The sequence below is a fragment of the Curtobacterium sp. MCSS17_015 genome (genome assembly GCF_003234265.2).
GTDB lineage: Bacteria > Actinomycetota > Actinomycetes > Actinomycetales > Microbacteriaceae > Curtobacterium.
Genome location: NZ_CP126256.1, coordinates 808659 through 822141 on the forward strand (window position 1 = coordinate 808659; position 13483 = coordinate 822141).

Here is a 13483-nt window from a genome sequence, read left to right on the forward strand (position 1 = left end):
CGTACGCTGGGGCGATGGAGACCGGTCCCGCGCACGCCCCGCTCGTCCTCGTCCTGGCGGGGGCGGGGTACGGGCAGCAGGCGCCGCTCCTCTGGTGGTCGGCGGCAGTGACGCGACAGGCCGACTGCGAGCTCATCGCGCCCGCGTGGACAGTCGATGACGCGGCCCGTGCTGACCCGGTCGGTTTCGTCACGCAGCACGTCGAGACCGCGCTCGGAGGGCGTCGACCCGACCTCGTCATCGCCAAGTCCTTCGGGTGCTTCGCGCTCCCGTGGGCGGTGGCGAACGACGTCCCGGGCGTCTGGCTGACGCCGGTGCTCACCGACGACGTGGTGCGGGACGCGCTCGCCGCGGTCGGTTTCCCGCACGTCGCCGTCGGCGGCTCCGCTGATCCCATGTGGCAGCCGGGGCGCGTCGCACGGACGGAGGCGCGGCTCGTGACCGTCGACGGAGCCGACCACGCGCTCGAGGTCCCCGGTGACTGGCGGCGCTCCCAGCGCCTCCAGGCCGACGTGCTCGACATCGTCGACCGCGCGGTCCGCGCGGCGCTCTGACCGTCGGCCGGGAGGCCCGGGTCGGCCCCGGCGGGTCGCCGCCGGTAGGCTGTGCTCCCGTGGCTCTCACCATCGGAATCGTCGGTCTCCCGAACGTCGGCAAGTCGACCCTGTTCAACGCCCTGACCAAGAACCAGGTGCTCGCGGCCAACTACCCGTTCGCCACCATCGAGCCGAACGTCGGCGTGGTGAACCTGCCCGACCCACGCCTCGACCAGCTCGCGGAGCTGTTCGGCTCGGAGAAGACCGTGCCCGCGCCGGTGTCGTTCGTCGACATCGCCGGCATCGTCAAGGGTGCGAGCGAGGGCGAAGGGCTCGGCAACAAGTTCCTCGCCAACATCCGTGAGGCCGACGCGATCGCACAGGTCGTCCGCGGGTTCACCGACGACGACGTCGTGCACGTGGCGAACAAGGTCTCGCCGGCGGACGACCTCGAGGTCATCAACACCGAGCTGATCCTCGCCGACATGGAGACCATCGACAAGGCGCTCCCGCGGTACGAGAAGATGCTCAAGCTGAAGCAGGCCGAGCCGATCGTGCTCGAGACCGCTCGTCAGGCCCGCGCCGAGCTCGAGAAGGGCGTGCTGCTCTCCGCCACCTCGATCGACCTCGAGCCGATCAAGGAGCTCGGGCTGCTCAGCGCCAAGCCCTTCATCTTCGTGTTCAACGTCGACGAGGCGATCCTGACCGACGAGGCCCGCAAGGCCGAGCTCGCCGCACTCGTCGCCCCGGCCAACGCGGTGTTCCTCGACGCCCAGGTGGAGTCCGAGCTCATCGACCTCGACCCGGCGGACGCCGCGGAGCTCCTCGAGTCCACCGGTCAGACGGAGTCCGGTCTGGACCAGCTCGCCCGCATCGGGTTCGAGACCCTCGGGCTGCAGACCTACCTGACGGCCGGCCCGAAGGAGTCCCGCGCGTGGACGATCGGCAAGGGGTGGAAGGCTCCCCAGGCCGCCGGCGTCATCCACACGGACTTCGAGAAGGGCTTCATCAAGGCGGAGGTCATCTCGTTCGACGACCTCATCGCCACCGGCTCGATCGCGGAGGCCCGCGCGCAGGGCAAGGCCCGCATCGAGGGCAAGGACTACGTCATGCAGGACGGCGACGTGGTGGAGTTCCGCTTCAACAACTGACCACCGTGCCCCGCAGGGGTCGACCGGTTTGGACCGAGCCGGTACCACGACATGGAGGGGAGCCGATTGTTCGGGTACTCCCAGGGCCCCCAGCTCGGTCGGGACCTGCGATGACATCACCTTCTCCGTCACCCGCATCGGAGACGCGGTACTTCCGGGTCGTAGGACGACCGGGACGCCGGTTCGTGCTCACGTCCAGCGTCGCCACGTGGGAGGTGTCGAGCGGAGCAGGGGCGTCGGCGGTCGTGGAGACGGCGGGACTGCGCGACGCGCTCGGCATCGCGCCCGGCGGTGCGCGGAACGATGAACAGCACTGCCGTTCCCGGGCGATCGAGCTGTTCGAGTCGGGCGACCGAGAGCACTGGGTGCAGTACCCGTTCGGCGGCATCGCCACGACGGACCAGGTCCTGGGCGGGCATGCCCGGCCTTGAGGCGGACTTCCGCTTCGACGACTGAGCCCCCGATCGGGAAGCTCCACCAGGGGAGACCGACAGAGGCGACCCAGCCGCGCCGCGATCAGCGCCGGGATCCGCTGCCCGACGGCTGTTCCGGACGTGCACCGAGCGCTGCGTTGTCCACTGCCCGCGCCTCCGACCCGATCCTGTGCCACCCGGAGCACCCCGGTGCCTACCGTCGGTGTCTGGGAGGTCGGATCGTGAAGTACATCCACTACGACGGCACTGACGTCCTGACAGGGGACCTCATCGCGGACGCGGTCGCGGACTACGCGGCGGTCCTCGGGGCGAACACCCGGACGGACACCATCGCCGTACCGTCCATCGGGGACGACGGAGCACTGGAACGGACCACGATGCTCGTCGGTCCGGCGAGCGAACTCGTCGTGCGGGAGGCGCCGGACGACGAGCTCGAGCCGGAGGACCCGTCGTTCATCCGCCGACTCCGGGACGCCGCCGAGCAGTGCGGCGATCAACGCCCGGTGAACGCGGACGGCCGACGGCGGTTCGTCGGAGCCGCCGAGGACGACTAGCCACGACGACGAGACGCCGCCCCGACGGGACGGCGTCTCGTGTCCGAGTGTCGGGGCGCCCCGACCTCGGGGTCAGGCGGCCAGCGCCAGTTCCGGCGCGTGCACGGCCCGCGCCTGGAGGATCGTGCGGCTGGCTTCGCCGCGCCAGGAGCGGCCGGGGACGACCCAGCCCGCTTCGCCCTCGACCGCGACGCGGGCGCCGGGGGTGAGGAAGAGGCCGAGGTCGTCGGCCGGCAGGCGCACGAGGTACTCGCGCTGCGAGCGGTCGTCACGCACGGGGAACTCGGCGATGCGGTCGGGGGTGACGGTGGGAGCCGCGATGGCGGTCCCGGTGATGATGGTGTGTTCGTTCGTGGTCATGGTGCTGTCTTTCTTCAGTCGTTCGGCGTCGCGCGGGGCCGGACGGACTCGATGGTCTCGTCGGCCGCAGGAGCACGGACGCGCACGTCGACACTCGACGTGCATGCTCGCCAGTCGGGGAGCGGTGGTCTCGCTGGAATGCGATCCAGGGGGATCGGTTCGAGACGGTCGGTGTGCGCGAGTCAGATGGGTTCGCTGCAATGCACCAACTAGGAACTGTACTCCGCCCAAGCCCGTCTGTCCACTCGTGCGGTCAGCTCCCGGCCCTGCCGGTCGCACTCGCAACGCGTAACACGTGGGAAACCGACCGGGCCTGAGCGCGAAACACCCCGTCGTTACGGTTCGAGCACTGAGCAAGCGTTCAGCCCGAACCCCGACGAAGGACCCGCACGGATGCAGCACCGCACTCGGCTCCGCTCCCGCACGACCACCCGCCTGACCACCACACTCCGCACGGCCGTCATCACCGCCGGAGGCATCGGACTCGCCGTCCTCGCCGCGTCACCGGCCGCCGCGGCCCCGGCCGCCACCACGGCCACGATCACCGCACCGGCCGTGGTGACGGTCGGCGACACCATCGACGTCGCCCTGACCCTGCCCGCCACGTCCGATGTCTTCGCCTACCAGATCGACGTCGCGGCGGACGCCGACGCCGTCGAGGTCGTCGACGGCAGCGCGACCGGCCCGGACGGCGGGTTCGACTCGGTCGAGCAGGACGGCGATACCGTCACGCTCCTGCACACCCGCCTCGGCACCTCGCCCGCGGTGTCCGGTGACCTGGCCGCCTCGTTCGACCTGACCGCGACGAGCCCCGCCACGGTCGACCTCGCCGTCACGAGCGTCACCCTGGTCGCCACCGACGGCAGCACCACCACCCTGACCGACCCGACCTCGACGACGATCACGATCACAGCGGTCCCGACGCCGAGCCCGACTCCGACCGCCGGGCCCACCAGCGTCCCGACGGCGGCCCCCACCGCCGCACCGGGCGGTGCCGGTGGAACCGGGAGCGGGAGCGGGAGCGGGACCGGCACGGGAACCGGCGGGTCCGTCGATCCGGTGACCGACACCTCGTCGGCGCCCGCTGGCGGTGCCCTCGCCTGGACCGGTGCCGACCTCACACCCTGGGTCGCCGCCAGCGTCGTCCTGCTGCTCGCCGGAGCAGGCCTCGTCGTCGCCCGTCGCCGTGCCTCCCGTGCCCGGGCGGAGGACGCGCGATGACCGCCACCGACCGCACCCGCACGACCGACGCCAGCTCGACCCGAACCCCCGGAGGAACCCCCGTGACCCGCCGTCGTCGCACCACCGTCGCCGGAGCCGCGCTCCTGGCCCTCGTCGGCACCGCCGTCGTCGCGACCCCGTCCCTCGCCGCGAGCGCCGCGCCGGCCGCGGTCGACACGAGCCCCGCGGCGATGCTCGCGCCGTACTACACAGCGCTCGACCTGACCGGCGACGACCAGGTCACGACCGCCGACCTCGCCGTCCTGTCCGACCACCTCGGTGCGACCTCGACGGACCCGGACTGGTCCGCCGTCTCAGCCGCGGACAGCGACACTGACGGCACGATCACGTTGCAGGACGTCGCCACGTCGTCCCAGCGCATGATCTACGACGACGGACCGTTCACGCTCGTCGAGGCGTCGACGCTCGACATGCAGGCCGCCATGAACGCGGGCGTCACGACCTCAGCCGAGATCACCCAGGACTACCTCGACCGCATCGCCGCCTACGACCGGACCACCACGGACACCGGGGCGGGCGGGCGGCCGCTCAACTCGATCGTCACGACCAACGCCGGGGCGATCGCCGCCGCGAAGGCCGCCGACGCCGAGCGTGCCGCACACGGGATGACGAGCATGCTCCTCGGCGTCCCGATCGCGCTGAAGGACAACTACGACACGAAGGACATGCCGACCACCGGCGGCTGCGGCTGCTGGGACGACAACCAGACCACGACCGACGCGGCCATGATCGCCGGCCTCCGCGAGGCGGGGGCGGTCGTCCTCGCCAAGGCGAGCCTCGACGAGTTCGCCTTCGGCTTCGTGTCCGAGTTCTCCTCGAACCAGCCGGCGGGCTCGTCCCTCCTCGTCGCGAGCCCGTACGTCACGACGCAGACCGCCGGCGGTTCGAGCGGCGGCACGGGCGCGGCGATCGCGGCGAACCTGGCGGGCATCGGGTTCGGCACCGACACCGGTGGCTCGATCCGCGTCCCGTCGTCGTACAACCAGCTCGTCGGCATCCGCCCGACGGTCGGTCTCGCGAGCCGCGACGGCATCATCCCGCTCGCGCTGTCCCAGGACACCGGTGGCCCGCTCGCCCGCTCGGTCACCGACGCCGCCGTGGCGCTCGACGCCGTCACCGGTATCGACGCCGCCGACCCGGTCACGCAGGGCCAGGCGGGCAAGGTCCCGACCTCGTACACGCAGTTCCTCGACCCGACGGCCCTGCACGGCAAGCGGATCGGCTACGTCACGTCGATGGTCGGGTCGAACCGCACCACCGCGCGGCTCTTCGCCGAGGCCCGGGCCACCCTGGAGGCCCAGGGTGCGACCGTCGTGCCGATCACCGCGACGCCCGAGTTCAACCGGGTGCTCAGCGAGGGCAGCGGCAGCACGAACGAGTTCAAGCACGACCTCGACCAGTACGTGGCGAAGCACCTCGACCCCGACGTCACGGCGCGCTCGCTGCAGGGCATCCTCGACTCCGGGAAGTACGTTCCCAGCCGGAAGAGCACGTACCAGCAGCGGAACGCGATCACGGAGGCGCAGTACCAGGCCTGGGCGGGACCGGAGGGCTCGCACACCACGCAGATCGCGACGGGCAAGCAGGTCGTCACCGGGATGATGGACGCGCAGGACCTCGACGCGCTCGTCTACCCGTCGGGCACCCCGTACGGCACGCAGGGCACGAACATGCGCCTCAGCCCGAACACCGGCATGCCGGCCGTGACCGTCCCGATGGGACAGGCCACCGCGGCGGACGCCACGATCACCGGGGCGGGCGTGAACCTCGAGTTCCTCGGCCGCTCCTACGACGAGGGCACCGTCATCGGCCTCGGTTACAGCTTCGAGCAGGCGACCCACGCCCGCACCAGTCCGGCGCTGTACCCGGCACTCGGGTAGGTCGCTGCCGCGACCGTGGACGGACGGGAGGCCCGGGTACCAGCTGGTGCCCGGGCCTTGCGTCCGTCGTCGGTTCAGTTGAGCGTCGGGGTGTCCTCCGGCACGACGCCACCGAGGTAGAGGTCCGCGGCGAGGTCGCGGAGCGCCCGCAGGGCGACGCGCTGCGTGAGCGGGCCGTAGGAGATGCGGGCGACGCCGAGCGCCTCGTACTCCGACGCGGGCAGCGCGCCCGGCAGGCCGATGACGCTGAGCTTTCCGTGGCCGAGGCCCTCGACGAGCTGTTCGACGACCTCGCGCTGGTGCCCGCCCGGCACGAACACGAGCGGTGCGCCCGCGTCGAGGAACGCTTTGCCGCGGGCGATGGCGTCCGCGATGCTCTCCGCGATCGGGCGGTCGCCGCCGCGGGCGATGGCGTCGGTGCGGGCGTTCAGCTGGAAGTCGACACCCTCCTGCTCCGCGGCCTTCATGATCGCGGCGACGCGGGCGACGGACTCGTCGAACGGGCGGAGGCGGTCCTCGACGTTCGCGCCGACGATGCCGAGGCCGATCGCGCGGCGGATCGTCTCGGCCGGGTCCTCGTACCCGTCGTCGAGGTCGGCGGTCACCGGCAGGTCGACAGCGTCCACGACGGTCTTCGCGCCGGCGAGGGCGAGGTCGAGCGGCATGCCGCCGTCCTGGTACCCGTACGACGCGGCGATCGAGTGCCCGGCGGTGGCGATCGCGTGCGTCTCGGGCAGGGCCGCGACCGTCTTCGCGCTGATCGCGTCCCAGACGTTGACGACCCGCAGGATCTGCGGTGCTTCGTGCAGGGACTTGAGTGTCGTCGCCTTCTCGGCGGTGCTCGTGGTCATGCCGCCGACAGTAGGCGGATGGCTGCCCTCCGGTGCGCAGGCGCTCAGCCGAGACTCGGCCTGGGACGCGGACGCAGACGACGCAGGATGACGGACCGAGTCGCACCAGGCCTCCCGGCGGGGCATGCTGGAAGGCATGGCGAGCGACGAACAGGACCCGGTCGGCACGCTCCGTGGGGTCCGCACGAGCATCAAGTGGACGCGGTACGCGCCCGACGTGCTGCCCCTGTTCGTCGCCGAGATGGACCACGAGGTCGCGCCGGAGATCCGGCAGGCCCTCGTCGAGCGGGTGCAGCAGTCGGACCTCGGGTACCTGGACGGGCCGGGGCCGCTCGCGCCGGCGTTCGCCGGGTTCGCCCGCGACCGCTGGGGCTGGGACGTCGCCCCGGAGCGCGTGTACCTCGCGACGGACGTCAGCGTCGGGATCGTGGAGACGCTCCGGCTCGCGTTGCCGGACGGTGGGCGCGTGGCGATCGCGCCGCCGGTGTACCCGCCGTTCTTCGAACTCGTCGAGGAGGCCCGATGTCAGGTCGAGGAGGTACCCCTCACTGAGCGGTGGGGCGTCTACCGCCTCGACCTCGACGGGCTCGAGCGGGCGTTCGCCGACGGGGTCCGCGTGTTCCTGCTCTGCAACCCGCACAACCCGATCGGGCTCGTGCACGACCGAGCGGACCTCGTGGCGCTCGCCGAACTCGCCGCGCGGTACGACGTGCTCGTGATCAGCGACGAGATCCACGCGCCGCTGACGCACCCGGGCGTGCAGTTCACGCCGTTCGCGACGGTCGCCGAGCCCGCCGGTGCGCGCAGCGTCTGCGTGACGAGCGCGAGCAAGGGCTGGAACCTCGCCGGCGTGAAGTGCTCGGTCATCGTCGCCGGGGACGCCCGCACCGCCGAGCTCCTCGACACGCTGTGGGAAGAGGTGGCCTGTCGGACGAGCATCCTCGGGCTGCACGCGAACGTCGCGGCCTTCAGCCTGGCCGTCGGGTGGCTCGACGACGTCATCGACCGCATCGTCGCGAACGACCGGCTGCTGGCGAAGCTCCTCGCCGAGCACCTGCCCGGCGTCGTCTACGCGCGACCCCGAGCCGGGTACCTGGCCTGGCTCGACTTCCGGGGGCTCGGGCTCGGCGACGACCCGGCGGTGCAGCTCCGGGAGCACGCGTTCGTGGCGCTCAACTCCGGGCTGCCCTTCGGCGCGCAGGGGAGGGGCTTCGCCCGGATCAACCTGGCGTGCTCGCCGGAGACGCTGCGCGAGGCGGTGTTCCGCATCGCTGCCGCGTACCCGTCCAGTGCGCAGGAGGGGGTCGTCTGGCACGTCGCCTGACGGACCGCTGCTCGACGTCTCGTACCGGCGAGCGCAGCAGTTGGTGGCCGCCGCGGAGTGACCCGTGCTCAGGCGACGGGCGCGAAGTGGTTGCGTCCGATGACGGTCACGTGCAGGTCGACCTGGCGCGAGGGCACCTGGTCGGTGAGGGAGATCCACTCGCGGGCCACGAAGGCGACCGACGGCCACCGACGGACCTCGGTCACGGGGAACCCGTCGATGAACACCTGCCACATGCCCTGCTCGCGGACGGCCTGGACCTCGTGCGTCGCCATGCCCGAAGCGTAGCAACGGCACCACCGGACCGACCAGGACAGGAGCGCCCCGGTCGGTCAGCGGGTGGGAACGGTCACGGCGTGACCATGCCGCCGTTCACGTTGAGCGTCTCGCCGACGACGAAGCTCGACTCGTGCGAGGCCAGGAACACGTACGCGGGTGCGAGTTCGGCGGGCTGTCCCGGGCGTCCCATCGGGGACTCGCTCGACCCGAAGTCCGGCAGCGTCTCGGGGTCGACCCCGGCGGACACCTGCAACACCGACCAGGTCGGCCCCGGGGCGACGACGTTGACGCGGATGCCGCGCGGGATGAGCTGCTGCGCGAGCCCCTTCGAGAAGTTGTTGACGGCTGCCTTCGACGCCGCGTAGTCGAGCCGGTCCGGAGCGGGCTGGTAGGCCTCCATCGACGCGGTGGTGATGATCGTCGAGCCCGGCTCGAGGTGGGGGAGCGCCGCCTGCACGAGCCGGAAGAGCGAGAGCACGTTGACGGTGAAGGTGTCGACGAGCTGGTCGTCGGGGATGTCGGTGACCTCGGCGCGCCAGTGCTGCTTGCCGGCGCAGCTGACGATGGCGTCGAGTCCGCCGAGTTCCGTGACGGCCCGTTCCACGAGGGCCGCGGGGTAGTTCGGGGCGGTGAGGTCACCGGGGATCGTGACGGCCGTGCGACCGGCGGCCTCGACGAGGGCGACGATCCGCTGTGCGTCCTCCTCCTCGTCGGGCAGGTAGGCGAGGGCGATGTCGGCGCCTTCTCGGGCGTAGGCGATCGCGACGGCCGCGCCGATGCCGGAGTCGGCGCCGGTGATCAGCGCACGACGCCCGGTGAGACGCCCGGTGCCGCGGTAGGAGTCCTCGCCGTGGTCCGGCTCCGGGTCCATCCGCGACTCCAGGCCCGGCTCGGGCTGCTGCTGCGGTTCCGGGCTGGTGTTCGGGTACCGGGTCGTCGGGTCGCTGTACTCGTACTGGTCACGGGGCATGCCGAGGACCGTACGCGGACCGGCCGGGAGGCCCGTCGACCGGTGCGCGCTCCGGCCTGCGTCGCCGGCGTCAGAGGTCGAGCGCCATCGCCACGTCCGCCCGGACGTACGGGCTCGGCGGGTGCTCGTCGGCTCCGAGGTGGCGGAACCCGGTCGTCTCGTACAGGTGCACGGCGCTCGCGAGTGCGCTGTTCGTCTCGAGGAGCACCCGGCGGGCGCCGAGCTCCCGAGCGCGGTCCACCGCGGCGCGGATGAGCTGGCGTCCGGTGCCGTGTCCCTGGTGGTCCGGGTCGACGGCCATCTTCACGAGTTCGAACGCGTCGGCGCCGTGCGGGGCCAGTCCGACGCAGCCGACCACGGCGGTGCCGAGACGGGCGACGAGGACGACGCCGCCGGGCTCGACGATGTGCTGGACGGGGTCGCCGAGGAGCCGACGGTCCTCGTCCTCGAGCGTGAAGAACGTCGTGATCCAGCGCTCGTTGAGGGACCGGAACGCGGCGGCGTCGGCGGCGGAGGAGATGTCGTCGATGACGACCTGGGTGGTGACGGGCATGCCTCCATCCTGGTTCGACGAACCAGACACGTCCAATACTCGTTCGATCGGATCGATAGCATCGATGTATGGAACGCGCTCCTGAGGTCGACCTCCGCCAACTCCGGGCCTTCCTGGCGCTCGCCGACGAACTGCACTTCGGTCGGGCGGCCGTCGACCTGGGGATCGCGCAGCCCGCGCTGTCGCAGCTCATCCGCCGGGTCGAGGTCGCCCTCGGCGTGGAGCTGTTCGCGCGCACCTCGCGGAGTGTCGCCCTCACGCCCGCCGGCCGGGTGCTGCAGGGGCGGGCGCGGTCCCTCTTGGCGCAGGCCCGACGGGACCTCGACGAGACCGTGCGGGTCGGGCGAGGCGAGGCCGGCCGCCTGGACGTGGGGTTCGTCGTCTCGGCACTGCCACTCGGTCCGATCGAACGCGTGCAACGGTTCCGGGAGCGCTTCCCCCTCGTGCGCGTCGAGCTCACCGAGGGCTTCTCCTCCCGTCTCGTGGCTGCCGTCCAACGCGGTGAGCTCGACCTCGCCGTGGTGCGCGACCCGGACCCGGTCGACGGCGTGCGGTTCACCCGGTTCCGGAGCGAGCCGTTCGTGGCCGCGGTGCCGCGTGACCACCGGTTCGCCGAACGGAAGACCATCCGGGGACCGGAACTGCTCGACGACCCGTTCGTGTTCTTCCCTGCCGAGGCCGGCGCGCTCGCCACGGAGCGGAACACCGCCCCCGTCGCGTCCGGTGGTCGACGACCCGTCATCGTGCAGGAAGCCACGACCTGGGCGACCGTGCTGCACCTGGTCGGCGTCGGCCTCGGGGTGACGGTGCTACCGGAGAGCGCGGCGCTCGCGGCACCGGACACGGTGGTGCTCCTGCCGCTCGAGGGCAGCCCGCACCGCAGTGAACTCGTCTGGGCATCGCGCGCGGACGACGACCGGGAGGTCCTCCGCAACTTCGCCGCCGCGGACTGACCCGGAGCGACGTCAGCGGAGTGGCAGGACCGGGGCGCGCTGGTCGCCGAGCTCGTCCTCGCGCCACGGCCGGGCGCCGGTCAGTGCGAGCCCGAGCTGCACGAGCACGAACGCCACGTGGGGTTCGACGTCGGGGTCCCACGGCCCCTCGACGCCGAGGCCGAACGCACCGAGCTCGTCGTCGGCCTCGTCCCGGATCGTGAGACGCCAGCGGCCGTCGCCGAGCTCCTCGACGACGGCCCACCGTGCGGTGCGGAAGCGGTCCGCGGTCACGCCGTCTTCATGATGTCGGCCGTGAAGTTGTGCAGCCGCGCGAGCAGCGACTCGGACCGCATCGCGATGGTCGCCGGCGGGTTGAGGTGCGGCGGTGCCGTGCGGATGAGCATCGAGCAGCCGAGGTCCTCGCAGATGTACGAGCCGATCGTGTTGCCGTTCCGCCCGGCCTCACCCGCGCGGGCCGCGGAGAACAGGCGCACCTGCGTCGCCGGCTGGGGGGAGTGGCAGAACGAGCACATCGCCGCGATGCCCGGACGGAGCGAGCCGCCCGCGGCCCGGACGACGATGCCGACGGGCTTGCCGTCCATCCACGACACCATGTAGCCGCGTCGGGCTGCCTGCGGGTCGCGCCAGCCGAGGTACTCGCGCTCGTTCCACAACGTCTCGTGCAGCCCCGGGATCGGGAGCTGGGCGAGCTCGTCGGGCGTCGCGTTGACGAAGGACGATCGGATGTCGGATTCGGTGAGCGGCTGCACGGTTCCCCTCGCGGTGGCGGACCGGACCAGGCTAGCCCCGTGCGCCGACAGGCGGACGCAGAGCGGGCCTCCCGGCCGCTTCAGGACAGTCTGGAGGCCCGGACCGCGCCGAGTGCACCTGTCCCGTCCGCCACCAGGACCGCCCGGCGGAGCGCGTCACGGCCGACGCGACGAGCGGCGGCGTCGTCGGCGGCGAACTCGACGAGGACCCGTGTCGAGCGGGCCATCGCGCGCGCGCCCGGCACCCACGGGACCGCCCGCTCGACCGACTCGGCGAACCCGACGACGGACGCGTGGTGCTGCCGGAGGTGGGCGCGCTCGTGCGCGACCACCGCCTCGAGCTCGTCGGTGCGCAGCCGGTCCGCCAGGCCGCTGCTGACGAGGACACCGCCGGAGCGGCCGGGCACCGCGCAGGCCAGCGCGGTGTCGGCCTGCAGGACGGCGACGAGCGTGCCGTCGACCTCGCGGTGCCCGGCGGCACCGGTGCGGATCGCCTCGCGCACGGCCTCGTGCTCGGGACCGGGCCGGACGCGGACCGCGACGGCGAACGCGATGACCGCGAGGACGGCGACACCGACGTTCAGCCCGTGACTCGGGGAGTCCCCGATGCCGAAGGGGTCACCGAGCGGGCGACCTGCGAGGACGACCAGCGCGATGCCGACGACGAAACCGACGATCCCGACGACCACCGCGGCCTGCCACGCCAGGATCGCGGTCCGTGGACGGTCGATCGTCCAGCCGGACCTCGTGAGCACGCGTGGGACGAACGCGACCACGACGAGGGCGAGCACGACCAGGCAGACGCCGGTGACGACCACGGGGCCGGACCGGTCAGGAGCGCGTTCGGGAGTCGATCGCGCGGCGGAGGACCTCGAGGTCCCCGGACGCGAGCGAACCGGTGAACTGGAGGAGCGCGGCCTCACGGTCGGAGGCGGCGGCCAGCGCGTTCGACATCAGCGACGCGGTGTGGTCCTCGCGCGAGTGCGCTGCCCGGAACGTCAGCGGAGCATCGGCGTGTTCCTCGCGGAGGACGGCACCCTTGCGGCCGAGCCGGTCGAGCACGGTGAGGACCGTCGTCAGCGCCGGCCGGGGTTCGGCGAAGGCATCGAGGACCTGGCGGGCGGTGAGCCCGTCGCCCGCCGAGGCGTCGGCGGACCAGAGCGTGTCGAGCACCGCCTGCTCGAGCTGCCCACGGGGGCGCGATCGCTGTCCAGCCACGTCGTCACTCTACGTGACGTCGAAGGGCGGTCGGCGGGGTCTCGCCGGCCTGGCACAGGCGGTCGTCCTCGCCGCCCCTGGGCAGGCGCCGGACGCTGCGCCACGACACATGCCCGTAACGCGGGCTCGGTATGCTCGCCGGACAACAGAACACGACGGCCGACCACCCGCCGCGGGAGAGCCCGACCGGACCGACGAGCACCAGCGATGCTCGTCACCGGTCCCGGGCACCGAAGGAGCAAGCTCCCCGCCAATCTCTCAGGTCCAACACCGCAGCGGACAGGCCACTCTGAAAAGCAGACGCGATCGACGTGGGCGCATCCCGCGGTGGTCCGCCTCGCCCACGGTGAAAGCCGACGGACCTCGCGGGCCGCGGTGAAACTCTCAGGCCCATGACAGAGGGGGAGTTCCCACCCGACGAGCGTC

At 72.2% G+C, this 13483-nt stretch carries 17 protein-coding genes and 1 riboswitch; of the genes, 8 read left to right on the forward strand and 9 right to left on the reverse strand.

Annotation, left to right across the window (positions count from 1 at the left end):
* Positions 1 to 14: 14 nt before the first annotated feature.
* The 4 genes from DEJ18_RS03805 (at position 15) to DEJ18_RS03820 (ending at position 2675) form a co-directional block, all read left to right on the forward strand.
* Positions 15 to 554 (forward strand): hypothetical protein, encoded by a 540-nt coding sequence (locus DEJ18_RS03805; RefSeq protein ID WP_111209608.1) that lies wholly within the window; start codon positions 15 to 17, stop codon positions 552 to 554.
* Positions 555 to 613: 59 nt separating this feature from the next.
* A complete protein-coding gene (gene ychF / locus DEJ18_RS03810) occupies positions 614 to 1687 on the forward strand; it encodes a redox-regulated ATPase YchF (RefSeq protein ID WP_111209609.1) in 1074 nt (357 codons plus the stop codon).
* 185 nt (positions 1688 to 1872) lie between these two features.
* Positions 1873 to 2118, forward strand: coding sequence for a hypothetical protein (locus DEJ18_RS03815; RefSeq protein WP_111209610.1), 246 nt, complete (start codon positions 1873 to 1875; stop codon positions 2116 to 2118).
* Positions 2119 to 2342: 224 nt separating this feature from the next.
* Positions 2343 to 2675: a hypothetical protein gene (locus DEJ18_RS03820; RefSeq protein ID WP_111209611.1), complete on the forward strand. Its 333-nt coding sequence runs from the start codon at positions 2343 to 2345 to the stop codon at positions 2673 to 2675.
* Between the two features lie 72 nt (positions 2676 to 2747).
* On the opposite strand, the gene DEJ18_RS03825 is transcribed toward DEJ18_RS03820, so the two are convergent.
* On the reverse strand, positions 2748 to 3035 hold the full coding sequence (locus DEJ18_RS03825; RefSeq protein WP_111209612.1) for a hypothetical protein: 288 nt from the start codon (positions 3033 to 3035) through the stop codon (positions 2748 to 2750).
* A 393-nt stretch (positions 3036 to 3428) separates the two neighbouring features.
* Between DEJ18_RS03825 and DEJ18_RS03830 the strand changes: the two genes are divergently transcribed.
* Together DEJ18_RS03830 and DEJ18_RS03835 are read left to right on the forward strand one after the other, a co-directional pair.
* Complete coding sequence (locus DEJ18_RS03830; protein WP_111209613.1) at positions 3429 to 4256, forward strand: LAVTG motif-containing sortase-dependent surface protein; 828 nt, start codon at positions 3429 to 3431, stop codon at positions 4254 to 4256.
* Positions 4253 to 6157, forward strand: coding sequence for an amidase family protein (locus tag DEJ18_RS03835; RefSeq protein ID WP_111209614.1), 1905 nt, complete (start codon positions 4253 to 4255; stop codon positions 6155 to 6157). The genes DEJ18_RS03830 and DEJ18_RS03835 overlap by 4 nt, the downstream gene beginning before the upstream one ends.
* Positions 6158 to 6231: 74 nt before the next feature.
* Here the strand turns inward: DEJ18_RS03835 and DEJ18_RS03840 are convergent, their stop codons facing one another.
* Positions 6232 to 7008 carry an isocitrate lyase/PEP mutase family protein gene (locus DEJ18_RS03840; RefSeq protein ID WP_111209615.1) on the reverse strand — a complete coding sequence of 259 codons (777 nt, stop codon included), beginning with the start codon at positions 7006 to 7008 and terminating at the stop codon, positions 6232 to 6234.
* 136 nt (positions 7009 to 7144) lie between these two features.
* Here DEJ18_RS03840 and DEJ18_RS03845 point away from each other — a divergent pair, with 136 nt between their 5' ends.
* Positions 7145 to 8332, forward strand: coding sequence for a MalY/PatB family protein (locus tag DEJ18_RS03845; protein ID WP_258371089.1), 1188 nt, complete (start codon positions 7145 to 7147; stop codon positions 8330 to 8332).
* Positions 8333 to 8400: 68 nt separating this feature from the next.
* Here DEJ18_RS03845 and DEJ18_RS03850 read toward each other — a convergent pair whose 3' ends face one another.
* The 3 genes from DEJ18_RS03850 to DEJ18_RS03860 all read right to left on the reverse strand — a co-directional run bounded on the left by DEJ18_RS03850 (position 8401) and on the right by DEJ18_RS03860 (position 10134).
* Positions 8401 to 8607 (reverse strand): hypothetical protein, encoded by a 207-nt coding sequence (locus tag DEJ18_RS03850; RefSeq protein ID WP_111081064.1) that lies wholly within the window; start codon positions 8605 to 8607, stop codon positions 8401 to 8403.
* Between the two features lie 74 nt (positions 8608 to 8681).
* Positions 8682 to 9581: an SDR family oxidoreductase gene (locus DEJ18_RS03855; RefSeq protein ID WP_111209616.1), complete on the reverse strand. Its 900-nt coding sequence runs from the start codon at positions 9579 to 9581 to the stop codon at positions 8682 to 8684.
* A 70-nt stretch (positions 9582 to 9651) separates the two neighbouring features.
* Positions 9652 to 10134: a GNAT family N-acetyltransferase gene (locus tag DEJ18_RS03860; protein WP_111209617.1), complete on the reverse strand. Its 483-nt coding sequence runs from the start codon at positions 10132 to 10134 to the stop codon at positions 9652 to 9654.
* A 68-nt stretch (positions 10135 to 10202) separates the two neighbouring features.
* On the opposite strand from DEJ18_RS03860, the gene DEJ18_RS03865 reads away from it, so the two are divergent.
* Positions 10203 to 11087 (forward strand): LysR substrate-binding domain-containing protein, encoded by an 885-nt coding sequence (locus tag DEJ18_RS03865; protein ID WP_111209618.1) that lies wholly within the window; start codon positions 10203 to 10205, stop codon positions 11085 to 11087.
* Positions 11088 to 11099: 12 nt separating this feature from the next.
* Here the strand turns inward: DEJ18_RS03865 and DEJ18_RS03870 are convergent, their stop codons facing one another.
* The 4 genes from DEJ18_RS03870 to DEJ18_RS03885 all read right to left on the reverse strand — a co-directional run bounded on the left by DEJ18_RS03870 (position 11100) and on the right by DEJ18_RS03885 (position 13057).
* Positions 11100 to 11360: a hypothetical protein gene (locus tag DEJ18_RS03870; RefSeq protein WP_111081060.1), complete on the reverse strand. Its 261-nt coding sequence runs from the start codon at positions 11358 to 11360 to the stop codon at positions 11100 to 11102.
* On the reverse strand, positions 11357 to 11839 hold the full coding sequence (locus DEJ18_RS03875; protein WP_181419408.1) for an FBP domain-containing protein: 483 nt from the start codon (positions 11837 to 11839) through the stop codon (positions 11357 to 11359). The genes DEJ18_RS03870 and DEJ18_RS03875 overlap by 4 nt, the downstream gene beginning before the upstream one ends.
* Positions 11840 to 11919: 80 nt before the next feature.
* On the reverse strand, positions 11920 to 12657 hold the full coding sequence (locus DEJ18_RS03880; protein ID WP_111209620.1) for a M56 family metallopeptidase: 738 nt from the start codon (positions 12655 to 12657) through the stop codon (positions 11920 to 11922).
* A gap of 13 nt (positions 12658 to 12670) precedes the next feature.
* Positions 12671 to 13057 (reverse strand): BlaI/MecI/CopY family transcriptional regulator, encoded by a 387-nt coding sequence (locus tag DEJ18_RS03885; RefSeq protein WP_111081057.1) that lies wholly within the window; start codon positions 13055 to 13057, stop codon positions 12671 to 12673.
* 163 nt (positions 13058 to 13220) lie between these two features.
* A riboswitch (glycine riboswitch) is annotated at positions 13221 to 13340 on the forward strand.
* Positions 13341 to 13483 lie beyond the last annotated feature (143 nt).